Source organism: Marichromatium purpuratum 984 (assembly GCF_000224005.2).
In the GTDB taxonomy this organism is placed as follows: Bacteria; Pseudomonadota; Gammaproteobacteria; order Chromatiales; family Chromatiaceae; genus Marichromatium; species Marichromatium purpuratum.
The window spans coordinates 224,736-251,016 of record NZ_CP007031.1; the positions used below are offsets into that span (position 1 = coordinate 224,736).

21 protein-coding genes are annotated in these 26,281 nt (G+C 66.3%); 10 read left to right on the top strand and 11 right to left on the bottom strand.

Annotated elements, in window-relative coordinates; genetic code table 11:
* The first annotated feature begins 19 nt into the window (after positions 1-19).
* From MARPU_RS00995 to purE, 9 genes are all read left to right on the top strand, one after another.
* The gene (locus MARPU_RS00995) at positions 20-1,147 is read left to right on the top strand and encodes a DegT/DnrJ/EryC1/StrS family aminotransferase (RefSeq protein ID WP_005221846.1); all 1,128 of its coding nucleotides are present in this window, start codon (positions 20-22) and stop codon (positions 1,145-1,147) included.
* Entirely contained in the window at positions 1,134-1,706 is a 573-nt protein-coding gene (locus MARPU_RS01000) for an acyltransferase (RefSeq protein ID WP_005221844.1), read from the top strand. The genes MARPU_RS00995 and MARPU_RS01000 overlap by 14 nt, the downstream gene beginning before the upstream one ends.
* Before the next feature lie 69 nt (positions 1,707-1,775).
* Positions 1,776-2,990 (top strand): glycosyltransferase family 2 protein, encoded by a 1,215-nt coding sequence (locus MARPU_RS16460; RefSeq protein ID WP_005221843.1) that lies wholly within the window; start codon positions 1,776-1,778, stop codon positions 2,988-2,990.
* Positions 2,991-3,021: 31 nt separating this feature from the next.
* Positions 3,022-4,077 carry a glycosyltransferase gene (locus MARPU_RS16465; RefSeq protein ID WP_005221842.1) on the top strand — a complete coding sequence of 352 codons (1,056 nt, stop codon included), beginning with the start codon at positions 3,022-3,024 and terminating at the stop codon, positions 4,075-4,077.
* Positions 4,074-5,258, top strand: coding sequence for a hypothetical protein (locus tag MARPU_RS01015; protein ID WP_005221841.1), 1,185 nt, complete (start codon positions 4,074-4,076; stop codon positions 5,256-5,258). The genes MARPU_RS16465 and MARPU_RS01015 overlap by 4 nt, the downstream gene beginning before the upstream one ends.
* A 7-nt stretch (positions 5,259-5,265) precedes the next feature.
* A complete protein-coding gene (locus MARPU_RS01020; protein ID WP_156929206.1) occupies positions 5,266-7,509 on the top strand; it encodes a glycosyltransferase in 2,244 nt (747 codons plus the stop codon).
* A gap of 97 nt (positions 7,510-7,606) precedes the next feature.
* Positions 7,607-9,529, top strand: coding sequence for an acyltransferase family protein (locus MARPU_RS16470; protein ID WP_005221838.1), 1,923 nt, complete (start codon positions 7,607-7,609; stop codon positions 9,527-9,529).
* A 666-nt stretch (positions 9,530-10,195) separates the two neighbouring features.
* Positions 10,196-11,350, top strand: a complete 1,155-nt coding sequence (gene purK, locus MARPU_RS01030) for a 5-(carboxyamino)imidazole ribonucleotide synthase (protein ID WP_005221835.1) — start codon at positions 10,196-10,198, stop codon at positions 11,348-11,350.
* Complete coding sequence (purE, locus tag MARPU_RS01035; RefSeq protein ID WP_005221833.1) at positions 11,347-11,859, top strand: 5-(carboxyamino)imidazole ribonucleotide mutase; 513 nt, start codon at positions 11,347-11,349, stop codon at positions 11,857-11,859. Before purK ends, purE begins: the two co-directional genes overlap by 4 nt.
* A 100-nt stretch (positions 11,860-11,959) precedes the next feature.
* Here the strand turns inward: purE and MARPU_RS01040 are convergent, their stop codons facing one another.
* Entirely contained in the window at positions 11,960-13,294 is a 1,335-nt protein-coding gene (locus tag MARPU_RS01040) for a peptidylprolyl isomerase (protein ID WP_005221832.1), read from the bottom strand.
* Entirely contained in the window at positions 13,275-15,719 is a 2,445-nt protein-coding gene (locus tag MARPU_RS01045; RefSeq protein WP_005221830.1) for an LPS-assembly protein LptD, read from the bottom strand. The genes MARPU_RS01040 and MARPU_RS01045 overlap by 20 nt, the downstream gene beginning before the upstream one ends.
* Positions 15,720-15,932: 213 nt before the next feature.
* Between MARPU_RS01045 and MARPU_RS01050 the strand changes: the two genes are divergently transcribed.
* Complete coding sequence (locus tag MARPU_RS01050) at positions 15,933-16,913, top strand: aminoglycoside phosphotransferase family protein (protein WP_005221829.1); 981 nt, start codon at positions 15,933-15,935, stop codon at positions 16,911-16,913.
* Positions 16,914-16,951: 38 nt separating this feature from the next.
* Here the strand turns inward: MARPU_RS01050 and purD are convergent, their stop codons facing one another.
* From purD to aroQ, 9 genes are all read right to left on the bottom strand, one after another.
* Positions 16,952-18,244: a phosphoribosylamine--glycine ligase gene (purD, locus tag MARPU_RS01055; protein ID WP_005221826.1), complete on the bottom strand. Its 1,293-nt coding sequence runs from the start codon at positions 18,242-18,244 to the stop codon at positions 16,952-16,954.
* A 65-nt stretch (positions 18,245-18,309) separates the two neighbouring features.
* Entirely contained in the window at positions 18,310-19,086 is a 777-nt protein-coding gene (gene lpxA, locus MARPU_RS01060) for an acyl-ACP--UDP-N-acetylglucosamine O-acyltransferase (protein WP_005221824.1), read from the bottom strand.
* 170 nt (positions 19,087-19,256) lie between these two features.
* Positions 19,257-20,831, bottom strand: coding sequence for a bifunctional phosphoribosylaminoimidazolecarboxamide formyltransferase/IMP cyclohydrolase (purH, locus tag MARPU_RS01065; RefSeq protein WP_005221822.1), 1,575 nt, complete (start codon positions 20,829-20,831; stop codon positions 19,257-19,259).
* Positions 20,832-20,929: 98 nt separating this feature from the next.
* The gene (locus tag MARPU_RS01070) at positions 20,930-21,238 is read right to left on the bottom strand and encodes a helix-turn-helix domain-containing protein (protein ID WP_005221820.1); all 309 of its coding nucleotides are present in this window, start codon (positions 21,236-21,238) and stop codon (positions 20,930-20,932) included.
* Positions 21,235-22,242: a tRNA dihydrouridine synthase DusB gene (gene dusB, locus MARPU_RS01075; RefSeq protein ID WP_005221818.1), complete on the bottom strand. Its 1,008-nt coding sequence runs from the start codon at positions 22,240-22,242 to the stop codon at positions 21,235-21,237. The genes MARPU_RS01070 and dusB overlap by 4 nt, the downstream gene beginning before the upstream one ends.
* Entirely contained in the window at positions 22,239-23,120 is an 882-nt protein-coding gene (prmA, locus tag MARPU_RS01080) for a 50S ribosomal protein L11 methyltransferase (protein ID WP_005221816.1), read from the bottom strand. Before prmA ends, dusB begins: the two co-directional genes overlap by 4 nt.
* Before the next feature lie 742 nt (positions 23,121-23,862).
* Positions 23,863-25,203 (bottom strand): acetyl-CoA carboxylase biotin carboxylase subunit, encoded by a 1,341-nt coding sequence (accC, locus tag MARPU_RS01085; protein WP_025275049.1) that lies wholly within the window; start codon positions 25,201-25,203, stop codon positions 23,863-23,865.
* Positions 25,204-25,302: 99 nt separating this feature from the next.
* On the bottom strand, positions 25,303-25,767 hold the full coding sequence (gene accB, locus MARPU_RS01090; RefSeq protein ID WP_005221812.1) for an acetyl-CoA carboxylase biotin carboxyl carrier protein: 465 nt from the start codon (positions 25,765-25,767) through the stop codon (positions 25,303-25,305).
* 2 nt (positions 25,768-25,769) lie between these two features.
* Entirely contained in the window at positions 25,770-26,231 is a 462-nt protein-coding gene (gene aroQ / locus MARPU_RS01095) for a type II 3-dehydroquinate dehydratase (protein WP_005221810.1), read from the bottom strand.
* Between the last annotated feature and the right edge of the window lie 50 nt (positions 26,232-26,281).

A 26,281-nucleotide genomic window follows, 5' to 3' on the forward strand; every position in this document is an offset into this window, starting at 1 on the left:
CCTCTGCTGATCGGCACTCATGTCCTCCTCCAGACCCCTCTATGTGACGCAACCCGCCCTTCCGCCGCTGCGGGAGTTCATGCCCTATCTGGAGCAGATCTGGGATGCGCGGATGCTGACCAACGCTGGTCCCTTCCACGCACGCTTCGAGGCCGCGCTGGGCGAGTACCTGGGGGTCGAGCACCTGGCGCTGTTCGCCAACGGTACGCTGGCGCTGATCACGGCCCTGCAGGCGCTGCGCATCACCGGGGAGGTGATCACCACGCCTTACTCGTTCGTGGCGACGGCGCACTCGCTGTTGTGGAACGGGATCAAGCCGGTGTTCGTCGATGTCGATCCGGTGACGCTGAACCTGGACCCGGCGCGCATCGAGGCGGCGATCACGCCGCAGACCACGGCGATCCTGGCGGTGCACGTCTATGGCCATCCGTGCGATCTGGATGCGATCGAGCGCATCGCCGACACCTACAACCTGAAGGTGATCTATGATGCCGCGCATGCCTTCGGGGCCAGGGTGGGGGGGCGCAGTCTGGTGGATCATGGCGACCTGTCGGTGTTGAGCTTCCACGCCACCAAGGTCTTCAACACTTTCGAGGGCGGGGCGATCATCTGCCCGGACGCGCGCACCAAGCAGCGTATCGATCGGCTGAAGAATTTCGGCTTCGTCGACGAGGTGACGGTGGTGGCCCCCGGCATCAACGGCAAGATGAACGAGTTCTGCGCGGCACTCGGCCTGTTGCAGCTCGAGCACGTCGATGCCGCGCTGGCGCGTCGCGCGGAGCTGGCGCGGATCTATCGCGCGGCCATCGACGAGATCCCCGGACTGCGCTGCCACCCGGACCCGGTGCCGGAGGGGGCGAATCATGCCTATTTCCCGATCATGGTGGAGTCGGCGTACCCCATCGATCGCGATGCTCTGTACCAGCGCTTCAAGGCGCGAGACATCCATGCCCGGCGTTATTTCTATCCGCTGATCTCGGCGTTCCCGATGTACCGGGGGCTGCCATCGGCGCAGCCCGACCTGTTGCCGAACGCGGTGCGCGCGGCCGAACAGGTGCTCTGTCTGCCGCTCTACCCGGATCTCGAGGCGGAGGATCAGGCGCGCGTGATCGCGGTCTTGCAGGAGGCCGGTGATGGCGATGCTTGAGCGTGCCGAGGTCGAGGCGCTGGGGTTCGCCGGCGTCGGTCGCGACGTCGAGATCTCCGAGCGTGCGGTGTTCTATGGCGCATCGCGCATCACCCTGGGCGATGCGGTGCGCATCGATGACTTCTGCGTGGTGTCGGCGGGTGCCGGAGGCATCGCGATCGGCAGCCATGTGCATCTTGCCGTCGGCTGTACCCTGATCGGCGCGGCGCGGATCAGTCTGGAGGACTTCAGCGGTCTGTCCTCGCGGGTGTCGGTGTATTCGAGCAGCGATGACTACTCCGGCGCCGCGCTGACCAATCCGACGGTGCCCGATTGCTATCGGGCCGTTGCCCACGGCGAGGTGAGGCTCGGGCGGCATGCGATCGTCGGTGCCGGGAGCGTGATCCTGCCCGGGGTGACGCTGGAGGAGGGCGTGGCGGTCGGCGCGCTCAGCCTGGTCACCAAGCGCTGCGCGGCGTTCGGCATCTATGCCGGTCGCCCGGCGCGGCGCGTCAAGGAGCGCTCGCGCGAGCTGCTGCGACTGGAGGCGGCGTTGCTTGGCGAGGACGCGCCACGATAGGACATGGAGTCCTGGCCGCCGCGGGCAGGATAGGCAGGCCTTGGCGCCGAGTACAGAGATGGATCGATCATGAGTAGTCCACGAGTCAGCGTTGTTGTCGCTGCATATAACCATGCCGCCTTTGTGCGTGAATGCATCGAGAGCGTGCAGGCCCAGACCTTCACCGATTGGGAGCTGGTCGTCACCGACGACGGCTCCCATGACGGCACCGCCGATATCCTCCGCGAGCTTGCCGCCTCGGATCGACGCATCCGCTTTCACGGCTTTGCCGTCAACCAGGGGGCCTGCATCGCGGTCAACGATGCCATCGCGCGGGCGCGCGGCGAGTTCATCGCCGTGCTCAACTCCGATGATCGCTGGCGAGCGGACAAGCTGGCGCTTCAGGTGGCGTTTCTCGAGCGCCACCCCGAGTGCGGCGCGGTGTTTGCCAAGCCGCGCCTGATCGACGAGCGCGGCGCGCCCTTCACCGACGCGGGACACAAGGACTATCTGATCTTCGAGGAGGCGAACCGTTCTCGTCAGGCATGGCTGGATCACTTCTTTCATGCCGGAAACTGTCTGTGTCACCCCTCGGTCCTGATCCGGCGCTCATGCTACGACCATGTCGGCTGTTATGACCCGCGTCTGGCCCAGTTGCCCGATCTGGACATGTGGGTGCGGCTCTGCGCGCATTACGAGATCCATATCCTCGACGCGCAGCTGGTCGACTTCCGCATCCTCGACGGCGAGCGCAATGCCAGCGCCGCGCGTCCCGAGGTGCTTGCTCGCGAGCCTTGGGAGCGGTTGCAGGTCTTGCGTCACTATCTGAGCGAGGGTCTCGACGGGCATGTGTCTCCGCTGCCGCATCCGGCGCAGCCGCCAGACGAGCCGTCGTCGCGCCTGCGCCTGGCCTGGACCGCCCTGGCGATCGGGACGCCGGCTCATCGCGCGCTGGCCCTGGAGATCCTTCATCGGGCGCTTGCGCCCGGCGAGCCCGTGGCCGCGGGCGCCCCGGAACTCTCCGCGTATCTGCGTCTCACCGGCGAGACGGATATCTTCTGGCAGCGCCATGTTGGCATCTGTCACCAGCTCCAGCGCGACGTCGAGACGCTGCAGGATGTTGTCGCACGTCAGCGCGCCGAGCTGGCGTCGGTCAACCAGGCGCTCGACCTGAGCCAGTCGCGACATGCCTCGGCCGAGGCCGCACTGCGGGACATCCAGTCCTCCCGATCCTGGACCATGACCGCACCGCTGCGCTGGCTGATGCGGCGGGTGAACGGCTTGCGGCGAAAGGGGCGTGAGTGATGATGGCCGCCGTTTTCAACAGAGAGGAATCATGAGCAAGAGTCCATGTGTCAGTGTCGTGATTCCGGCTTACCGTCATCAGGCGTTCATCGCCGAGGCCATCGACAGTGTGCTGCGGCAAAGCTTCAATGACCTCGAGCTGATCGTCATCGATGACGGCTCGCCGGATGACACGGCGGCGGTTGCCGAGCGTGCCCTGGCCAATGATCCGCGCGCCCGGCTGCTGCGCCAGGACAACGCCGGTTCGCATGCGACGATCAACCGCGGGCTGTCGATGGCCCGCGGGGAGTGGGTCGCCATCCTGAATTCCGACGACCGCTATCACCCGGATCGTCTCGAGCGTCTGCTCGCGGTGGCGGGGGAGGCGTACGACTTCCTGGTCAGCGATTTGCGCCTGATCGACCAGGACGGGGGCGTCGTGAGCGACCCCGGCCACTGGTTCAATACGATGATCGAGGGGTTCCGTCAGTACGCGAGGGCGGATGGCCCCGTGGCTGGCCTGCTGTACGGCAACTATACGGCCTCGACCTCGAACTTCTTTTTCAGGCGCGCGCTGCTGGATCGCATCGGTGGTCTCAGGGAATATCGTTATGTCGTCGATTGGGAGTTTGCGCTGCGGGCCGCGCTCGAGGCGCCGGAGCGATTCACCTATCTGATCGACGAGCCCCTGTTCGATTATCGCCTTCACGGCGCCAATACGATTTTGTCGGGTGCGCTGCGCGGTGGCGCGGAGATCGAGCGCATGCAGCGAGGGATACTCCGCGAGCGCTTCGGTGTCCCGCGCGCGCTGCTGGCTGCCATGCACCGCAATCATCGCCATCTGCGTCGCCATTGGCGGGAGCTGGGTGAGCAACGCGTCGAGCGCTTCGTGCGCGATCGCGAGGCTGACGTGGCCCTGCTGCGTGATGCGCTCGACCTGGAGTCGAGCACTCGCCAGCAAGAAGTGGCCTTGCTGAAGGCCAAACTGGCAGAGCGCGAGGCGGCCCTGGCCGCGCGCGAAGCCGATCTGGCCGCGCACAAGGCGGAGTTGGCCGCCATTCATGCCAGCCGTAGTTGGCGTTATACGAGGATTCTGCGTAAAAAATGAAATCATCGCCTCACTGCTTTACCAGTATTACGAGCAACTATCTGCCGAAGGCTCGTGTGCTGGCTTCGTCGGTCAAGCGGGTCTGCCCCGATGCTGGTTTCCACTTGATGCTCAGTGACACGCCGCCCAGCGGTTTCGATCTGGCGGTGGAGCCGTTCGATAGTGTGCTGCAGATCGAGGATCTGCCGATCGCCGATGTCAATGCCTGGGTGTTCAAGCACAGCGTGGTGGAGCTTTGCACCGCAGTGAAAGGCCTGGCGGCACAGGAGATCGCACGACGGCATGATGCGGCGCAGGTCTTCTATTTCGACCCCGACATGGTTGTTTTCGGTGGTCTGGATGAACTCAGCGGCAAGCTTGCCGAGCACAGCGTCGCCCTGACGCCTCACCTGACCGACCCCGAGGAGGATCTGCAGGGGATTCTCGACAACGAGATCAGTGCCCTGAAGCACGGGATCTACAATCTGGGGTTCGTCGGCGTCAACACCGCCAGCAGCGAGGGACGGCGTTTTCTCGACTGGTGGGCGGCGCGGCTGGTGGACTTCTGTTATGACGATATCCCCAACGGACTGTTCACCGATCAGCGGTGGGTGGATCTGGCGCCCGGCTTCTTCGAGGACGTGCTGATCCTGCGTGATCCTCAATACAATGTCGCAACCTGGAACATCAGCCACCGACAGGCAACGGGTTCGATCGAGGACGGCATCGAGATCAATGGCCAGCCCTTGAGCTTCTATCACTTCTCCGGGTTCGACAGCGGTGCCCAAGAGGCCATGCTGAAGCGTTACGGGAAATCCAGCCCGGTGCTCTTCAAGCTGCGCGACTGGTATATCGAGGAGTGTCGCAAGAACGGTCAGGATGCGCTCGGCAAGCTGCCGTGCAAGTTTGCCTGCTACAGCAACGGGGAGACGATCACCAAGCTGCAGAGGATCGTCTATCGCAACCGTCAGGATCTGCAGGACGCCTTCCCCGATCCATTCGACACCTCAGACCTCCATCAGTCCTATTACGACTGGTTCCGTGTCAATGGTCCGGCACCAACGGACTTCGACGAGCTTCCCGCCGAGGCGCTGCGGGCACAATTGAGCGAGGCGCTCGATGAGCTGCGTCGCATCAAGCATTCACGTAGCTGGAAGGTGGCCCGTCTGGTGAGTCGAGGTGCCCGGTTGCTCCGGCGCTGATGCTACCGTGGAACGCGTGCTTTGCTTTGATGGGGGCCCTGCGACAACAGGCTTGACGGTGCGGGATGACTGTCTGGTCGAGAGCCTGCGCCTGCTGTTGTCGAATACTGCCTACGCCACCGGGATTCGACTCTATCTGCCTGGGTTTAGCCGGGGGATGAGCGAGCGGGAACAGCGGGCATTTTGCCGCGAGCTTTCCAGCCGGGTTGGCCTGGATCTCGCGCGCGATGATCGCATCGAGATCCACCCGCAGGTCAGCAACGGTCTCTCCGACATCCTGAGCACGCTGCCGGCCTCGGTCAGCGAGGTGATGGTTGTCGGCGCCGGTTTCCTGGTGCCGCCCGGGTGGGATACGCGGCTGCGTTCCATCGCCAAGGACGACGCCCTGATCGGCTGCATTTCTCCGCTTTGCATGGGGGTGCCGCCCCTCGATGACGGCGCTGGTCTCTCTGCGCGTGGATCGAGTTCAACGGGCGCGGTCGATGCGGCCGCCATGACCGCGTGGCTGGACAACGACCGGCTGGTTGCGGCGCTCGGCGCAACGCAACACCTACAGCTTCCCATCCTGTTCCCCCAGTGCTGCTACTTGACCGCGCAAGGGCTGTCCGCTCTACGGGCGGCAGACAGGGACCTGGACCCGGTCGTTTGTCTCGAGCGCGCCGGTCTCGTCAGTTTGGTCGCGCTGAATTTGCTGACTGCCAAACAGCGAGGCCTGGGTGAGTCAAGCGCGCTCTCGGCCTACATCGAGTCTGCGTCGAAATTCAGCAGGCTGCTCGGATGGCTGCGCACCAGGCTTGACGAGGGGCATGCGCCAGCCATCGATTCCGCAGCAGTCCGTTCATCGCAGCCGGTTCAGCTGCATATCGCTCATAGCTGGGGGGGCGGGCTCGGTCACTGGGTGGATGATTTCATCGCCGGTGATTCGAGTCGCGTCAACCTGGTCTTGAAGTCGATCGGGTCCTGGGGTGAGTTCGGGCAGCGTCTCGAGCTTTACAGCAGCTACAGTGCGATGCCGCCGCTCCGTGTCTGGTCACTGACCACGCCAATCACGGAGACGGCACTGGCCAACCTGGATTATCGCGCCGTCCTGCGCGAGATCCTCTCGGAGTATCAGGTCCAGGGCGTTATCGTCTCTTCGCTGATCGGTCACTCGCTCGATGTCTTTCGCACGGGCCTCCCGACCTTGCTGGTTGCTCATGACCATTATCCTTTCTGTATCGCGCTGTATTCCCGGTTCAACGATGTCTGCGCCCGCTGCGATGGCGAAAGGCTTCGGGCGTGCATGAAGGATAATCCTGGTCATCAATTCTTTACCAGTCGTGCCCCGGAGGACTGGGAGGCGTTGCGCGCAGCCTTTGTCGGGGTCTTGCAGGACAACCCCGTCACGCTGGTCACGCCTGTCCGTTCCGTGCTCGAGCGATGGCGTACCCAGATGCCTCAGCTCGAGTCCCTGCCTGCCCATGTCATTCCGCACGGCTTGGGGTTGTCGCCCAGCCCATCACTCGCGGGAGAGGATACGGGGCGGTTGCGTGTTGTGATTCCGGGAAAACTGAGTGAGGCGAAGGGCTTGAGGCTGCTCGAGCAGGTCCTGCCGCGTCTGGCTCGGTTCGCCGACATCTATCTGATCGGCTGTGGTGTCAGCGGCCATGTGTTCTCGGGCATTCCCGGCGTTCATCTCGTCGAGCACTATGCCCGGGGAGAGATTCAGTCCGAGCTTTCTGCCTTGCGCCCGCATGTCGGCTTGCTCTGTTCTCTGGTCCCGGAAACCTTTTCCTACACGCTTGGCGAGCTGCAGCACTATGGCATACCTGTGGTTGCCACCCGAGTGGGGAGTTTTGTCGATCGCATCGATCATGGTGAAACCGGTTTTCTGTGTGACCTGGATGCCGGGTCGGTTGTCGAACTGATGCGCGCTCTCGATGGCGACAGGGAGGGTCTCTCCAGGGTGCGTGGCCGGCTCGAAGAGACTCCGCCGCGTACCCTGGACGGGATGGTGGCGGATTACCACAGGCTCCTTCCGGTGGCGCCGGTGGCAAGAGGACAGGCCCTGTTCGAGGCGGGGCCCAGACAACTGGCCAAAGAAGCCATCTACATCAACCCTCAGTCGACCTATAAAATGGCCGCCTATGCCTTTTTCAAGTATTCGCTCATCAAGGTCACGAGCAGCCCGAGACTCCCGTCGTGGTTGAGGAGTGGGCTCGGGAAGACCTTGCGGCTCTTGAAAAGGCTCAAGGGCTCGTGTGAGCGTTGACGGCCATGCCTCTTGTTGGGAAGTGAAGATCCTTTCGCTTTTCGAATATTCATGATTTGTGCTTCCTGCTTTTCTGGCAGGGGGCAGGTTGTTTTTGATGGAAAGAGAAAAGCGTCCAAGTAAAGGTTCTGGCTGTCATCCCGCATATCGTCCAGATATCGACGGGCTCCGCGCTGTCGCCGTTCTTTTTGTCGTTCTTTTTCACGCCTTTCCCAGCCATTTGAGGGGTGGCTTCGTTGGCGTTGACGTTTTCTTTGTGATATCCGGCTTTCTTATCTCCTCGATCATATTCAAGAGCGTTGATGCCGGTGCTTTCAGTCTGTCCGATTTCTATGGCAGACGGGTGAAGCGGATTTTTCCGGCACTTTTCCTGGTGCTGCTCTCGAGTTACCTCTTTGGCTGGTATTTTTTGCTGGAGAACGAGTACGAGCAGCTGGGCAAGCATATTGCCTCTGGTGCTGCCTTCATATCCAATATCGTTCTGTTTACGGAGTCGGGATATTTCGATAGCGCCGCCGAACTAAAGCCCTTGCTGCACTTGTGGAGCCTGGGTGTCGAGGAGCAGTTCTATATCTTCTGGCCCCTGCTGGTCATGCTGGCATGGAAAAGGGGGCTAAGCCTTGTCTGGCTGATCGCGGGTGTCTTCGTCGTGTCTTTCTCTCTCGGTATCGTCACGACAAAAAACAACGAGGAAGCCGCTTTTTACCTTCCGCTGACCCGCTTCTGGGAGCTGCTTGCGGGGAGTCTGCTGGCCTGGCTGAAACTGTATGCCGAGCCGGTCAGCAATGCCGTCGAGCCGGGCAAGGGCAAGGCATTTCTAAACAAGGCCAATGTTTTTTCCTTGGTTGGCGTGCTGTTTCTGATCGTTGCCGTCACACAAATCAACGAACGATCCGAGTTTCCGGGTTATTGGGCCTTGTTCCCTGTGCTTGGCGCCGTCTTGATAATCGCTGCCGGGCCTCAGGCATGGGTCAACGAGAAAGTGCTTTCAAGCCGGCTCTTCGTGTGGGTCGGCCTGATCAGCTATCCGCTTTATCTGTGGCATTGGCCCATCCTTTCCTTCGGTTACATCCTCGAGGACGGCTCGCCTGCCGTGGCGACCCGGCTGCTCGGTGTCGCCGGGGCCTTCCTGTTGGCATGGTTGACCTACCAGTTCGTCGAGAAAAGGGTTCGCTCCAGGGTCGCTGGAAAGAAGGTCCTGGTGCTGGTGTTCGCCATGTCGGGCATGGGTCTGGTTGGGCTTGCCACCTACCTGGGTGACGGGTTTGGATTCAGGCTGAACTCCAATCTTGCGATGGATGAGCAGGCGATAAAACAGGAGCGTGAACAGTATTGGTCGGAGATTTCGGGCAGCGGTTTCCGTGACGATGCGACGAATATACTGATCTTCGGCGATAGTCAGGCATTCGATATCTACAAGGCATTGGCGAACGACGATCGTTTTGGTCTGAAGATCTATCAGACCAGCTTTGAGTGCGCCGCCTTCATGATGCCGAAGTGGGGCGCTGAAAAGAACGCGGATTCGTGTCGTCAGAACTTTGCGACGATGATCTCCTCGCAGGAGATAAAGGACGCTGAAATCTTTGTCTATGCCGCTCACTGGCAAATGGCCGGCGAGCCGGAAGATGCGGAAGCATTCTATCGCCAGGCCGTCACGGAAATAAAGGCTCTGAATCCTGAGATAAAGATTGTCTTTTTCGGTCCGAAGCCATTGATCGGGGAGACGTGGCTATCCATCAATGCGATCACCAAGGATCAAAGATCCTTGCCCTTGATGAACGCATCGCTCAACGAGAAGAGATGGTTGAGACCGGAAGAAACCGATTATGCAAGGAGCATGGCGGGTCGTCTGGGTGTCGACTTCATCGATACCGAAGGGGTTTTCTGCGCTGGCGGATGCCCGTTCTATGAAAACAACAAGTTTTCGTATTTTGACCAACTGCACTGGACTGAGTTTGGCGCTTCGCTGTTCATGACCAAGCTCAAGGCCCGCGGCGAGTTCCAGTCTCTTGTCCAGTAAGGGGCTTTCGTCCAGCGTCTGTTTGGCGATCCTTGTTTCTGACGGGGGGCTCGATCGCACAGGTTTGAAGCCCAGGGCGTTGATTGCAGCCAGCGGTGCCGGTGCGCTCGCCCGATGCTCAAGGGCCCCTTCCGGGGCTGTGCCCGGTGGCGGCATGGCATGGCTGGCCTGGGGCGACACCTTGCCCAAGGACCTGGAGCGGTTGCACCTCCGACGACCCGAGACCGGGGGATCGGGCGGGAGACCTGGATGATCGACTCGACGCCGGTCCGTGCCATGCGCCTCGGCGCTGGCGGCGGACAAGCAGAGGGCGTAAGCGCCGCTGCGGCTGGCTGTCTGCGGACGTTTCGTAAATCCCGCGATCGCAACGCCACCGAGCGCCCGTTGGCAGGACTCAAGCCCTGTCGACGACCTGCCAGCCGTTACGACAAGTCGGCCACCCGTTTTTCGGCGAGATTGAGGCTTGCTGGCGTCCGCAGACGCCTCGGACGCGAGGTTTTGTAGGGAACGTAATACTGGAGACTCGCGGGCGCAGCCGATACCATGTCGTCTCAGCGTCCCCGCGACCGTCGCCCGACCCAGCCGATACGTCCACGCGCTGTCCTGACTACTCCCCTGTATTCTTTAGGGCTTTCCAATTTCTTCCACATCCCCGATCATTGCACTATGGATCGATTTTCCTTACCCATTGCCCGTATCGGCATCATCGGTGGTGGCCAGCTCGGCCGCATGATGGCCAAGGCCGCCAAGCGGATCGGCTGCACCTGCGTGGTGCTCGATCCGCAGCCGGGTTCGCCCGCGGCGCAGATCGCCGGTCAGCAGATCGTCGGTCACTATCATGACCCGGCCAAGCTGCGCGAGCTGGCCGATGCCTGCGACGTGCTCACCTTCGACATCGAGGACATCGGCACCGAGACCCTGGTCGAGCTCGAGCAGGAGGGGCATGCGATCTATCCGGCGCCGGGGGTGCTGGCGCTGATCCAGGACAAGCTCACCCAGAAGCAGGCGCTGGAGGCGGCGGGGATTCCCACCGCGCCCTTCGTGCCGATGCCCGAGCCCACGCCCGAGGCCTTCGCCGCTTTCGGCTATCCGCTGGTGCAGAAGGCGCGACGCGGTGGTTACGACGGGCGCGGGGTGTCGATCATCAAGCGTCCGGAGGACTTCGACCGTCACCTGCCGGTGCCCTCGCTGGTCGAGCGCTTCGTGCCGGCGCGCAAGGAGGTCGCGGTGCTGGTGGCGCGTGGGCGCGACGGCGACTGCCGCTGTTATCCGCCGGTGGAGATGTGCTTCCGCGCCGGCGAGAACGTGCTCGACATGCTGCTCGCCCCGGCGGCGATCGATGACAGCGAGGCCGAGGCGGCGCGCGCCCTGGCGGTGCGCACGGTCGAGGCGCTCGGTGGCGTCGGGGTGTTCGGTGTCGAGATGTTCCTCGCCGAGGACGGCTCGCTGCTGGTCAACGAGGTGGCGCCGCGCACCCACAACTCCGGTCATCACACCATCGAGGCCTGTGTCACCGACCAGTTCGAGCAGCATCTGCGCGCGGTGGTGGGGCTGCCGCTCGGCTCGACCGACCAGCTGGTGCCGGCGGCGATGATCAATCTGCTCGGCGCGCCCGGCTATCGTGGCCGGCCGGTGATCCGGGGGATGGCCGAGGCCCTGGCCATCCCGGGCGTGTGCGTGCACCTCTACGGCAAGGCCACCACCTCGCCGTTTCGCAAGATGGGCCATGTCACCGTGCTCGATACCGACATCGAACAGGCGCGCGAGAAGGCGCTGCGGGTACGCGAGCTGATCGAGATCACCGGGGAGGAGCAGGCATGAGCCAGGTTCAGGAACGCGCGCGCGCGCGAGTCGGCATCATCATGGGCAGCGATTCGGACCTGCCGGTGATGCAGGAGGCGGCCAACAGCCTGGCCGGTCTCGGCATCCCCTACGAGATGACCATCGTCTCGGCCCACCGCACCCCGCGTCGGCTCTACGAGTACGCCGAGCAGGCCGCCGCGCGCGGGCTGCAGGTGATCATCGCCGGCGCCGGCGGTGCGGCGCACCTGCCGGGCATGGCCGCCTCGCTGACGCCGTTGCCGGTGATCGGGGTGCCGGTGAAGACCTCGACCCTGTCAGGCGAGGACTCGCTGCTGTCGATCGTGCAGATGCCCGCCGGGGTGCCGGTGGCGACGGTGGCGATCAACGGGGCGAAGAACGCAGGGCTGCTCGCGGCGCAGATCCTCGGCGCGTCCGACCCCGAGATCCGCGAGCGGGTGGCGCAGTACAAGCGCGACCTGGAGCAGCTGGTGATGGACAAGGTCGCCCAGCTCGAGGCCGGCGCCTGAGTCGCGACCTGCCTCTCGCCCCGGGCGCGCCGCGCGGCGCGCCCGTCGCTTGTCCCGTCTCCCTCCGGCGCCCTGTCCATGCGGCGCCGTCTTCGTCCGCTCAGGGCTCGAGGTCGTCGAGCCTGATCTCGATATAGGCCTCGTCGCGCAGCTGGCGCAGCCACTGCTCGATCGCCTCCTCGGCCTTGCGCTGTTGCAGCGCCTCACGTGCCTTGATGCGCATCGCACCCTCGGCCGAGTCCTGGGTACGGCGCTCCAGCACCTGCACCAGATGCCAACCGAAGGGGCTCTGGAAGGGGGCGCTGAGCTGCTCCGGCCCGAGCTTGTCCATCACCTCCTCGAAGGCCGGCACGGTGTCGCCGGGATTGACCCAGCCGAGGTCGCCGCCGCGCAGCGCCGAGCCGGTGTCGTCGGAGTTGGCGCGGGCGAGCAGGGCGAAGTCGTCGCCGCCGAGGATGCGCTGGCGCAGCACCGAGAGACGGCGCTTGGCGTCGGCGTCGGAGACCAGCTCGTTGGTGCGGATGAGGATGTGGCGCACATGGGTCTGCTGCAGGTTGCCCGGCTTGGCGCCCTCGATCTGGCTGAGCTTGATGATGTGATAGCCGCTGGAGCTGCGGATCGGGTCGCTGATCTCGCCCTCGTTGAGCGTCAGCGCCAGGTCGGCGACCAGGGTCGGGGTGGCGCCGATCTCGAACCAGCCGAGGTCGCCGCCCTGCAGCGCGTTGCGCCCGTCGGAGTCGCGTGCCGCGAGTGCCGCGAAGTCGGCGCCGCCGCGTAGCTTGACCACCAGTTGCTTGGCCTTGCGTTCGGCCCGTGCGACCTGCTCGGCGTCGGGCTGCTCGGGCAGGGCGATGAGGATGTGTTGGAGACGCACCCGCTCGCGCTCGATCAGCAGGCTCGACTCGCGCTCGAGGAAGCGGTCGATCTCCTGGTCGGTGATGCGGATCTTGCTCACCACCTCCTGGTTCTGCAGTCGGCTGGTGAGGATCTGGTCGCGGGTGTCGGCGCGGAAGTCGGCGAAGTCGATGCCGCCGGTCTCGAGCGTGGCCTGCAGCTCGGCGATGGTGAGACCGTTGCGCGCGGCGATGTCGCCGAGCGCCTCGTTGAGGGTGGCCTCGTCGACCTCGATGCCGAGCGCGCGGGCCTGCTGGCGCTGCAGCCGCTTGAGGATCAGGCGATCGAGCACCTGTTTCTCGAGCTGCGGGCGCGGCGGCGCGGCGGTGCCGGCGCGCTGCATCTGCGGCAGCACCAGTTCGATCTCGCGCTCGACCTCGCTCTGCACGATGACGTCGTCGTTGACCACGGCGACGATGGCGTCGAGCGCCTCGACCGCGGCGGTGGCGGGCGTCGCGCCGAGCGCGAGCGCCAGGGCGAGCGCGAGGCCGCCGAGCAGGCCGGCCCAGGGGGCGGGCCGGTTAGTCCGTGTGGTACCCATAGATTCCTCTTTCCAGGAGCTTGTCGATCGGGTTGCCGAATGAACCGAGACCGGCAAGCTCCAGTTGCAACATGACGCTGGTGCTGCCGTCGCGCTCGGAGCTGGTCTTGAGATGCTGTCCGAGCAGGCGCAGGCGCCAGCAGCAACGTCCGTACTCGATGCCGGCGAAGGCCTCGATGGTCTCGTCGTTGAGCATCGAGTAGAGCCAGCGCCCGACCAGCCGGGTGCGGTCGCCGAGCGGGAGCTGGAAGGAGAGGTCGGCGTCCTCGTAGCGTTCGGATCCGGTCTGGTTGCCGAGGTTGTAGCGATAGCTGAGGTTGACCAGACGGTTCGGTTCGGGGGCGTAGCGCAGCTGCAGCACCCGCTTCTCCCACGGGTCCTCGGTCTCGTTGGGGTTCCACTGCACGCTCGCCCGTGCGCTCCAGTCCTGGCTGAGACGGGCGGCGAACTCGCCGGCGACCGAGGAGCTGACGTCCTCCTCGGCCTCGTCGCCGTAGAGTCGCACCCGGCGCGAGTCGAAGTAGTAGATCTGGCCGATGCTGGCGCGGAACAGTTCGCGTCCGCTGTCGTCGGCGATGGTGCGCGAGGTCAGGCCGAGGGTGAGACGGTTCTCGTCGCCGATGCGGTCGTAGCCGGTGAAGCGGTTGGCGCGGAACAGGCTGGCGAAGCTGAAGTCGAGCGCGGTGGTGTCGAAGCGCGGGGTGTCCGACTGGTCCTCGTAGGCGGTGAGCAGGTAGTAGATGCGCGGCTCCAGGGTCTGCAGCGCACTGCTGCCGAACCAGTTGGTCTCGCGCTCGAAGACCAGCTTGCCGTCGAGGTCGAAGCTGGGGATGAGGTGCGAGGGGCGCTCGGGCAGGCCGTCCTGCTGATCCTGCAGCTCGTAGCCGGTGTAGTAGACCCGTGCCTGGGGGATGAGATAGCCGAAGCTGCGTCGTATCGGGATGCGCACCGAGGGCACCGCTACCAGGCGGCTGCCGTGGACGGCGTTGCTGTGGTCGAAGTAGTCGTACTGGCCCTGGAAGCGGTACTCGAGCAGGCCGTTCCAGCGCTGCGGGTCGAGTTCGAGTTCGAGGTGCGGGAGCTGGCCGTAGGGTCGGTTCTCGGGGGTGATGCTGGTGTCGACGGTCTGGAACTGCTGCAACCGGATCAGGGTGCGCCAGCCCTCGCCGGTATAGCCGAAGTCGGCACGCTGCGAGAGGTTGCGCAGGCTGGTGACGTCGAGTCGGTTGCCGAAGTCTGCCAGGTACTGGTCGTCGGAGGCCGAGGCGTAGTCGATCGAGCTGTACCAACCGGCGTAGTAGCCGTTCTGCAACACGCGCAGTGCGCCGCGCACCCCTTCCTCGGTGTTCTTGCGGTCCTCGGGCAGCAGCTCGGCGTTGATCTCGAGTTGCTGATGGGGCGAGAGATAGCGGAACTGGCCGCCGAGCATCAGCCCGCGGGTGCTCATGTAGCGCGGCATCAGGGTCGCGTCCATGTTGGGCGCGATGTTCCAGTAGTAGGGGATGGTGATGTCGGTGCCGGTCTCGCTCGATGAGCCGAACGAGGGGATCAGCAAGCCGCTGCGCCGCCGATCGTCGATCGGGAAGCGCAGATAGGGGGTGTAGAGCACCGGTACGTCGGCCACCCGCAGCCGCGCGTTGCGCGCCACGCCCATGCCGCTGTCGCGGTCGAGTTCGAGGCTGGAGGCGCGGATCGACCAGTCGTCGTTGCCGGGCGCGCAGGTGGTGTAGACGATGTCCTGGTAGCGGCTGCGCGCCGGGTCGAGCAGCTCGGCGCGGGTGGCGCTGCCGCGCAGGTTGGCGCTGCCGGAGAGACGGTAGCGGGCGTGCTCGACCGTGCCGGTCTGGGTGTCGAGGTTGTAGTCGGCGCGATCGCCTTGGAGACGCAGCCCGCGATAGTCGAGGAAGACGTCGCCGCTGGCCTCGGTCTGGCCGCTGGCGCTCGCGTAGGTGGCACGGTCGGCCTCGAGACGCTGGCCCGGGCGGGTGATCTCGACGGTGCCGCGCAGCTCGATGCGCTCGCCCCGGCGGTCGTAGTCGACCCGGTCGGCGACGATATCGATGGGGGTGGTGTCGTCCTCGTTGCCGAGGATGGAGACGCTGGCGCCCTTGCGCGGGCCGCACTGATCCCACGCCAGCCCCCGGTGCAAATAGTCGGCGCTGGCGCGCGCCGCGCCGGGCTGCGGGACGGGCTCCTCGGGCTCGGCCGGGAGGCTGTCATCGGGGGCGAGCGGGGTGAGCGCGACCAGGTCGGGCAGCCGGATCGCCGAGAGCATGGCGCGCAGCGTCGCCAGGGTGCCGCCATCGCTGGGTTCGGACTCCGGGCAGTCCTGGGTGCAGTTCGCCGCGCCCGGCGCGGAGACGGCGAGCAGGGTCGCCAGCAGTGAGGCGCGCACGCCCTGTTTGAAGTCGACCATGGTCGCCATGCGTCTGACGGGCTGGTTGGTGAGCGGGTGGACGGATCCGGTTGGAGGCTGCAACCATGTCATATCTGGGCCATACCATCAATCGCGATCATGCCCCGTCGAACGGCGAGCTGGGCCGTCCCGGAGCCGACCCCGGCATTGCGCGCGCGTGCTGGTGGCTGGATCATTGCGCCTCTCTCTGTGTTTTCACCGACAACCCACCGGAGTTCCCCCTTGGCCGACCGCGACGCAGCGCTCCACGCCTGGCTCGAACAGGTGCTCGAAGGGGCGCCCTTCCAGCTCACCCCGGCCTCGGCCGACGCAAGCTTCAGACGCTATCTGCGGGTCCATCTCGACGATCGTACCCTGATCGCGATGGACGCCCCGCCCGAGCACGAGGACTGTGGCCGTTTCGCGCGTCTGGCGCGACGGCTGCGCGCGGCCGGGCTCAATGCGCCCGAGGTGCACGCCGCCGCGACCGAGCAGGGCTTCCTGCTGCTCGACGACCTCGGCGAGCGACCCTATCTGCAGGTGCTCGACGAGACCAACGCCGACCGGCTCTATGGCGAGGCGATGGACGCGCTGCTGACGCTGCAGACGGCGGTGGCGACCGACGACCTGCCGCGCTACGACGCCGCCTTCCTCGGACGCGAGCTGGGGCTGTTCCGCGACTGGTTCCTCGAACGCCATCTCGGGCGCACGCCCGAGGCGGCGACCACGGCGCTGCTCGACGCGCTCGATCGGGTGCTGATCGACAGCGCGCTCGAACAGCCGCAGGTCTGCGTGCATCGCGATTATCACTCGCGCAACCTGATGTGGCTGGCGGCGGACAACCCCGGCGTCCTCGATTTCCAGGATGCGGTGCTGGGACCGCTGACCTATGACCTGGTGTCGCTGCTGCGCGACGCCTATATCAGCTGGCCGGAGGCGCGCGTCGAGGGCTGGGCGCTCGACTTCCGCCGGCAGGCGCTGGCGCGCGGCGTCCTCCCGGCGGCGAGCGCCGGCGGTCGCGACCCGGCGCAGTTCCTGCGCTGGTTCGACCTCATGGGGGTGCAGCGTCACCTCAAGGTGTGCGGGATCTTCGCCCGGCTCGCGCTGCGCGACGGCAAGCGGCAGTATCTCGACGACCTGCCACGGGTGCTCGACGCGCTGCGCACGGTGGCCGCGCGCCATCCCGAGCTGGCCGGGCTGGCGCGGTTGCTCGACGGGCTCTGAGTCGCGCCGGGCGCAGGCCCGGCGCGCTGGCCGAGCGCTCAGTCGTCCGCGCGCTCGCGGGCGATGGCGCGGTGGCCGATGTCGCGACGGCAGAAGCAGTCGTCCCAGCAGATCTGGTCGACCCCGGCATAGGCGGCGGCCTGGGCCGCCGAGACGTTCTCGCCGATGGCGGTGACGCAGAGCACGCGCCCGCCGCTGGTGCGCACCTGCTCGCCCTCGCGCGTGGTCCCGGCGTGGAAGACCTTGGCGCCGGTGGCCGCGGCGGCCTCCAGCCCGAGGATCTCCTTGCCCTTCTCGTAGCCGTCCGGATAACCGCCGGCGGCCATCACCACGCCGAGCGCGGGGTTGGGGTTCCAGGCGGCCTCGATCCGGTCGAGGCGGCCCTCGATCGCGGCCTGGCACAGCGCGATCAGGTCGGAGTCGAGACGCATCAGCAGCGGCTGGGTCTCGGGGTCGCCGAGACGGCAGTTGAACTCCAGCACCTTGGGGGTGCCGGTCTCGTCGATCATCAGCCCGGCGTAGAGGAAACCGGTGTAGGGCGTGCCCTCGGCGGCGAGCCCGGCGACGGTCGGCTCCATCACCTCGCGCATGATGCGGGCGTGGATCTCGGGGGTGACGATCGGTGCCGGCGAGTAGGCGCCCATGCCACCGGTGTTGGGACCGCGGTCGCCGTCGTCGCGCGCCTTGTGGTCCTGCGAGGTGGCGAAGGGGAGGATGTGCTCGCCGTCGACCATGGCGATGAAGCTCGCCTCTTCGCCGCGCAGGAACTCCTCGATCACCACCCGCGCCCCGGCGCTGCCGAAGCGCCCGGCGTCGAGCATGTCGCGCACCGCGGCCTCGGCGGTCTCCAGATCCTCGGCGAGGATCACGCCCTTGCCGGCGGCCAGGCCGTCGGCCTTGACCACGATCGGCGCGCCGATCTCGCGCAGATAGGCGAGCGCCGGCTCGATCTCGGTGAACACGCCGTAGGCGGCGGTGGGGATCTGGTGACGGGCGAGGAAGTCCTTGGTGAAGGCCTTGGAGCCCTCCAGCTGGGCGGCGTCGCGGCGCGGGCCGAAGCAGGCCAGCCCGGCCTCGGCGAAGGCGTCGACCACGCCGGCGACCAGTGGTGCCTCGGGGCCGACGATGGTCAGGCCGATCTGCTGGGCGCGGGCGAAGTCGACCAGCGCGGCGATGTCCTCGGCGGCGATCGCCACGTTCTCGATCTTGGGCTCGAGCGCGGTACCGCCGTTGCCGGGGGCGACGTAGACGCGTTCGGCGAGCGGGGACTGGGCGGCCTTCCAGGCCAGCGCGTGTTCGCGCCCGCCGCCACCGATGATGAGGATCTTCATGGGGTTGCTCCAGACGCGGCCGCTGGCCGCGCGATTGGCTGTGTGGGTTGGGTTCGGTTCGCGGCTCAGCCGAGCGAGATCAGCCCGCGTCGACTCGACTGGATGAAGCGCACGATGTGCTCGGTCTCGGGGCCGGGGTGCTCGCGCTCGGCGCGCACCAGCGCCTCGGCCAGCCGCAGCCCGGAGCGGAACACCAGCCGGTAGACCGCCTTGATGCGGCTGCGCTGCGCCTGATCGAAGCCGCCACGGCGCAGCCCGACCACGTTGAGCCCGACGAAGCGGGCGCGGTGGCCGTCGGCGAGGGCGTAGGGCGGCACATCCTGCGATACCCCGGTGACCCCGGCGATCATCGCGTAGGCGCCGATACGGGCGAACTGGTGGACCGCCACCTGACCGGAGACGAAGCAGTGGTCCTCGACGGTGACATGACCGGCGAGGGTGGCGCCGTTGGCGAGGATGTTGTGATCACCGACCTGGGCGTCGTGCCCGGCGTGGGAGAAGGCCATCCAGAAGTTGTGGTCGCCGATGCGGGTACCCTGCTCGGACTTGATCCCGCAGCTGATGTTGACCCCTTCCTTGAAGTGGTTGTGGTCGCCGATCACCAGCGGGGTGGCGCGCTCCGGGGTGAAGCTCAGGTCCTGCGGCTCGGCACCGAGGGTGACGCCGTGACAGACGCGGTTGTGCGCGCCCATGCGGGTGTTGCCGTAGATGCGCGCGCAGCTCTCGATACGGCACTCGGGACCGATCACGGCGCCGGACTCGACGATCGAGTAGGGCCCGATGGTGACGCTGGGGTCGACCTCGGCCCCGTCCTCGATGATGGCGGTGGGGTGGATGCGCATGGTTCGAATCCGCTGCTCCGATGCAGATGGAACCGCAAAGGCGCAAAGGACGCCAAGGCTCTTCTCCGGGAGCGGCCTGTTGCCGCCCCCGGTGTCGGGATGCGCCCAGGGCCTCCCTCAAGATCGCTTTGCGTGCTTCGCGTCTTTGCGGTTCAGATTGATGCGCCGGCCTAGTGGCGGAAGTGGCGCATCCCGGTGAACACCATGGCCATGCCGTGCTCGTTGGCGGCGGCGATGGTCTCCTCGTCGCGCATCGAGCCGCCGGGCTGGATGACGGCGGTGATGCCGGCCTCGGCGGCCTGGTCGATGCCGTCGCGGAAGGGGAAGAAGGCGTCGGAGGCCATCACCGAGCCGGCGACCTGGAGGCTGGCGTGCTCGGCCTTGATCGCGGCGATGCGCGCGGAGTTGACGCGGCTCATCTGACCGGCGCCGACGCCGATGGTCATGCCCTCACGCCCGTAGACGATGGCGTTGGACTTGACGAACTTGGCCACCCGCCAGGCGAACAGCAGGTCGGTGAGTTCCTGCTCGCTGGGCTCGCGGGTGGTGACGGTGCGCAGCGCGTCGTGGAGCGCGAGGTCGGCGTCCTGCACCAGCAGGCCGCCGTTGACGCGCTTGTAGTCGAGCCGGGCGCCGGGCTGGGCCGACCACTCGCCGCAGACGAGCAGACGCACGTTCTTCTTGGCGGCGACGGCCACCGCGGCCTCGGGGGCGACGCTGGGGGCGATGATCACCTCGACGAACTGACGCTCGACGATCAGCTTCGCGGTCTCGGCGTCGAGTTCGCGGTTGAAGGCGATGATGCCGCCGAAGGCCGACTCGGGGTCGGTCGAGAAGGCGCGCTCGTAGGCCTCGCGGATGTTTGCGCCGATGGCCACGCCGCAGGGGTTGGCGTGCTTGACGATGACGCAGGCCGGGGCCTCGTCGAACTGCTTGACGCACTCGAGCGCGGCGTCGGTGTCGGCGATGTTGTTGAACGACAGCGCCTTGCCCTGGAGCTGGTGGGCGGTGCTGATGCCGGCCTCGGCGCGCTGGTGCTCGACGTAGAAGGCGGCGTTCTGGTGCGGGTTCTCGCCGTAGCGCATCGACTGGTGACGCACCAGCTGCAGCGAGAGGGTGCGCGGCAGGGCCACCGGGGCCTCCTCGCCTTCGCTCCGGGCCTCGGCGCGGGCGCCGAGATAGTTGGCGATGGCGCCGTCGTAGCGGGCGGTGTGCTCGAAGGCCTTGGCGGCGAGGTCGAAGCGGGTGGTGTCGCTCACCCCGCCGTGCTCGGCCAGCTCGGCGCCGACGCGGGCGTAATCGGCGGCGTCGACCACCACGGTGACGTTGGCGTGGTTCTTGGCCGCTGCGCGCAGCAGGGTCGGGCCGCCGATGTCGATGTTCTCGATCGCCGTCGGCAGGTCGCAGTCGGGACGCGCCACGGTCTGCTCGAAGGGATAGAGGTTGACCACCACCAGATCGATCGGCTTGATCCCGTTCTCGCGCATCACCCGATCATCGGTGCCGCGACGTCCGAGGATGCCGCCGTGGATGTTCGGGTGCAGGGTCTTGACGCGCCCGGCCATCATCTCGGGGAAGCCGGTGTAGTCGGAGACCTCGGTGACGGCGATGTTCTGCTCGGTGAGCAGTCGCGCGGTGCCGCCGGTGGAGAGGATTTCGACGCCTCTGGCCGCCAGCTCCCGGGCGAAGTCGACCAGGCCGGTCTTGTCGGAAACGCTGATCAAGGCGCGATTGATGGGTTGCATCTGGTGTAGGTCCGGATCGGTTGGTTGGTACAGGATGGATGCTGATCGATTCCGCGGGGGGAATCAATCGGCCGACATCGACGTCGGCGAGGGCGCGTTCAACGCTCGCGCTCGACCCCGTAGTCGTTCAGTCGCTTGCGCAGGGTGGTGCGAGTCATGCCGAGCATGCGCGAGGCCTGGCTGAGATTGCCGCCGGTGTGCTGGAGCACGGTCTCGAACAGCGGGCGCTCGACCTCCTCCATCACCAGGGCGTAGAGATCGTGCACGTCATGGTCGCCCATGTTGTCGAGATAGGCGCGCAGGGCGAGGCGCACGCACTTGTTCAGCGGGTCGGAGTGGTTGGCGTCCGTCACCCGGAGCCCCGTCGAGTTCGGTTCCGATGCGTTGCCTGCAGCCTCTGTCTTCATGCTGCGTCTGTCTCCGTGTCGGGGCATTGATCGAAGAACGCGAGCACCTGCGCGAGTTGTTGCGCCGGCGTCTCGGTCCGGTTGATTCGGTCTCTAAAGCGCGCCGCACCGGGGAGGTGGCGGCTGTACCATGCGATGTGCTTGCGCGCGATGCGCACCCCGCCGTGGTCGCCGTAGAACTGGTAGAGCTGCTCGAGGTGCTCGCGCAGGAGATCTCTGATCCAGGTTCGGGAGGGCGGGGCCGGGTCGGACGTGTCGCCCGTGGCCAGTGCGGTGGCGATGTCGCGGAAGATCCAGGGGCGTCCCTGGGCCGCGCGCCCGATCATGATAGCATCGGCGCCGGTGTAGTCCAGAACCGCCCGTGCGCTGTGCGCGTCCCGGATGTCGCCATTGGCGATCAGCGTGATCGGCACCTGCTCGCGGATGGCGCGGATGGTGTCGTACTCGGCCGGGGCGCCATAGCCGCAGGCGCGAGTGCGCCCGTGCACGGTGAGTGCGGCGATGCCGCTCTCGTGCGCGATGCGGGCGATGTGCGGGGCGTTGCGCGCCTCCGGCGCCCAACCGGTGCGGATCTTGAGCGTGACCGGCACCTCGACCGCCGCCACCACCGTCTCGAGGATCGCCGCCACCAGCGACTCGTCGCGCAACAGCGCCGAGCCGGCGGCGACCTTGCACACCTTCTTCGCCGGGCAGCCCATGTTGATGTCGATGATGTCGGCGCCGTGGGCGACGTTGATCCGCGCCGCCTCGGCCATGGCTGTGGGGTCGGCGCCGAGGATCTGCGCCGAGACCGGTCCGTGCTCGTCGCCGAAGTCGAGTCGGCGCACCGACTTGCGGGTGCCCCACAGCGCGGTGTTGGCCGAGATCATCTCCGAGACCGCCAGCCCTGCGCCGAGACGGCGGCAGAGGGTGCGGAAGGGGCGATCGGTGATGCCGGCCATCGGCGCCAGCACCAGATTGTTCTCCAATCGGTGCGGGCCGATCTGGAAGGGGCGGGCGCTCATGCCGAGCGGCGTCCGCTGATCCGCACCCAGTCCTCGCGCTGACAGGTGGGATCGAGCGCGATCGTCTCGGCATAGGCCGCACGCACCGTCTCGGCCTGCTCGGCGAGCACGCCGGAGAGCACCAGCGCGCCGCCGTCGCCAACCGCTGCGAGCAGCCGCGGGGCCAGCTCGACCAGCGGACCGGCGAGGATGTTGGCCAGCACGATGTCGGCCTCGCCTTCGGGGTGCTCGTCGGGCAGATAGCACTCGATGCGCTCGGCCACGTCGTTGGCCGCGGCGTTGTCACGGGTGGCCTGGAGCGCCTGGGGGTCGTGGTCGACGGCGACGGCGCGCGCGGCGCCGAGCTTGAGCGCGGCGATGGCGAGAATGCCCGAGCCGCAGCCGTAGTCGAGCACCGTCTTGCCGGCGAGGTCGGCGCCGTCGAGCCACTCCAGACAGAGCGCGGTGGTGGCGTGGTGCCCGGTGCCGAAGGCCAGGCCGGGGTCGAGCGCGACGACGACCGCGTCAGCGGCCTCGGGCGACTGACCGTGCGGACAGACCCACAGCCGTTGACCGAAGCGGGTGGGCTTGAAGGTGTCGAGCCAGACGCGCTCCCAGACCTGATCCTCCAGCCGCTCGACCATGGGCGGGACCGGCAGACGGGTGGCGAGGTCGCGAACGAGCGCGGCGACCAGCGCGCTGCTGGCGGCATCGTCCTCGAACAGCGCGGTGGTCGTCACCTCGGTCCACAGCGGCGTCTCGCCCGGCCCCGGTTCGAGCTGCGGCTCGTCGCCGGCATCGCCGAAGGTCACCGACAGCGCGCCGGCCTCCTCCAGCTCGATGGCGAGCCGTTCGGCCTGTTCGCGGGGGGCATCGAATCTGAGCTGAAGCCAGGGCATGGGGCGCGCGTCCTCTGAAACAAACCTGAAATCATAGCATCCGCGCGCGAGACTGGGGCGGGTGGCGATCAGCTTCCAGCTACCAGCTACCAGCCGCCAGCCACTTGCTGCCAGCGTCGTAGGATGCGCAAAGCGCAGCGTGCCCATCGAGGCGCACGCAGGCGCCGGGCACGCTGCGCTTTGCTCGGCCTACGGGACGGGTCGCAGTTGGCCGGGAATCGACCGTCATCCACGCCCAAAAACCCTTCGGGTCCTTGGTGTCTTTGCGGTTCGGAACAGCCGCCAGCCGCCAGCCGTCAGCCACCAGCCACCAGCCGCCAGCCGCCAGCCGCCAGCTGTCAGCTGTCAGCTGTCAGCTGTCAGCTGTCAGCCGCCGGGAGATTGAACCGCCAAGATATCGTCTTGCCCGTCAATCGCTGATCATGCATACCAGCCTTCCCGACTGGAGGCTGGAAGCTGATCGCTGGAAGCTGGTCCGAACCGCCAGGACACAAAGGACGCGAAGAAAGCGATCAGCCTTCAGTAATCAGTCTCCAGTGTCGGTATGCGATCAACCGCGACGCGACGAGACACCCCAGCCTCTCACTGGAGGCTGGCAGCTGGAAGCCTTTCTTCATCTTCGCGCTCTTGGTGTCTTGGCGGTTCACACTCTGACTGGAGACTGGAGACTGGAGACTGGAGACTGGAGACTGGAGACTGGAGACTGGAGGAGCGGGGCGGGCGGGTGCCCGCCCCGAGAGGCTCAGAGACCGAGCATCTTCTCGAGATAGTGGATGTTGGGTCCACCGGCGAGGAAGGCGCCGTCGCGCATGATGGTGCGCTGGAGCTTGATGTTGGTGTCGATGCCGTCGACGATGGTCTCGCGCAGCGCGCTACACATGCGTGCGACGGCGGCCTCGCGATCCTCACCGTGGGTGATCAGCTTGCCGATCATCGAGTCGTAGTAACAGGGCACCGTGTAGCCGGAATAGATGTGCGTCTCCAGCCGTACGCCGGGGCCGCCGGGGGCGTGGAACTCGGTGATCTTGCCCGGGCTGGGCATGAAGGTCTCGGAGTTCTCGGCGTTGATCCGGCACTCGATGGCGTGTCCGCGGATCTCGATGTCCTCCTGACGGTAGCGCAGCGGTTCGCCGGCGGCGATCAGGATCTGTTCCTTGATGATGTCGATGCCGGTGACCATCTCGGTGACCGGGTGTTCGACCTGGACGCGGGTGTTCATCTCGATGAAGTAGAACTGCCCGTTCTCGTAGAGGAACTCGAAGGTGCCGGCGCCACGATAGCCGATGGTGCGGCAGGCCTCGGCGCAGCGCTCGCCGATCTCGCGGCGCTGCGCCTCGGTGATGCCGGGGGCCGGGGCCTCCTCGACCACCTTCTGGTGACGGCGCTGCATCGAGCAGTCGCGCTCACCGAGATGGATGGCGTTGCCCATCTGGTCGGCGAGCACCTGGAACTCGATGTGACGCGGGTTCTCCAGGTACTTCTCCATGTAGACCATGTCGTTGCCGAAGGCCGCGGCGGCCTCGGCCTTGGTCAGCGAGATGGCGTTGAGCAGGGTGGCCTCGGAGTGCACCACGCGCATGCCGCGTCCGCCGCCGCCGCCCGATGCCTTGATGATCACCGGGTAGCCGATCTCGCGCGCCAGCTCCAGGGTGCGCTTCTTGTTGTCGTCGAGCGGGCCGCCCGAGCCGGGGACGCAGGGCACGCCGGCGGCCTTCATCGCCTCGATCGCCGAGACCTTGTCGCCCATCAGGCGGATGGTCTCGGGGCGCGGGCCGATGAAGATGAAGCCGGAGTGCTCGACGCGCTCGGCGAAGTCGGCGTTCTCTGAGAGGAAGCCGTAGCCGGGGTGGATGGCAACGGTGTCGGTGACCTCAGCGGCGCTGATCAGCGCCGGGATGTTGAGGTAGCTCTGCTGGGATGCCGCCGGGCCGATGCAGACGGCCTCGTCGGCCAGCAGGACGTGCTTGAGGTCGCGGTCGGCCTCGGAGTGTACCGCGACCGTCTTGATACCGAGTTCGCGACAGGCGCGCAGCACCCGGAGCGCGATCTCGCCGCGGTTCGCGATCAGAACCTTCTCGATCATTGCAGCCATGATTGCAGTGTCTTCTGTAGCGGTTGCCAGGCTGCGCCACCGAGGTGGCGCAGGGTCGACGCTCGCGCGAGGGGGCGTCCCCTCACTCGATCACTCGATCACGAACAGCGGCTGGTTGTATTCGACCGGCTGACCGTTCTCCACCAGGATGCGCTTGACGGTACCCGCCTGTTCGCACTCGATCTGGTTGAGGATCTTCATCGCTTCGATGATGCACAGGGTCTCGCCGGTCTTGACCGACTGGCCCTCCTCGACGAAGGACTTGGCGCCCGGCGCCGGGGCGCGGTAGAAGGTGCCGACCATCGGCGAACGCACGACCTCGCCCTGGAGTTCGAGCGGGGCCTCGTCATCGCCCTCGTCGGCGCTGCTCGCGGCAACGCTCGCCGCGGGTGCGGCCGGGGCCGGAGCCGCGGCTTGCTGCGGGGTGTAGACCGGCATGGCGGTGCTGCCGTGGCGGCTGATGCGCACGGATTCCTCGCCCTCGTGGATCTCGATCTCGGCGACGTCGGATTGCTCCAACAGCTCGATCAGCTTCTTAACCTTGCGGATGTCCATGGTCAGTGTTTCTCGTTCGTGTGGTCTTGCGCCACGCGGGTGAGCGCAGCGCGCAGCGCCAGTGCGTATCCCTCGGCTCCGAGCCCGCAGATCACTCCCTCCGCGATGTCGGAGAAGTAGGAGTGCGCGCGAAACGGCTCGCGGGCGTGCACGTTCGACAGGTGCACCTCGATGAAGGGGATCGCGACCCCCAGCAGCGCATCGCGCAGGGCGACGCTGGTGTGGGTGAAGGCGGCCGGATTGATGATGATGAAGCGCACGTTCTCGTGTGCCGCGCGGTGGACTGCGTCGACCAGGACGTGCTCGGCGTTGCTCTGCAGGAAGGCGAGGTCGTGTCCTGCCCGTGCAGCCATCTGCTGCAGCTCGCGCTCGATGTCGGCCAGCGTGGTGCTGCCGTAGTGCGCGGGCTCGCGGGTGCCGAGGAGGTTGAGATTGGGTCCGTTCAGGACCAGGATCGCGGCCATGTCGCCAGCTGCCTCGCCGAAGGTTGCAACGGTTTCGGATCCACTATTTC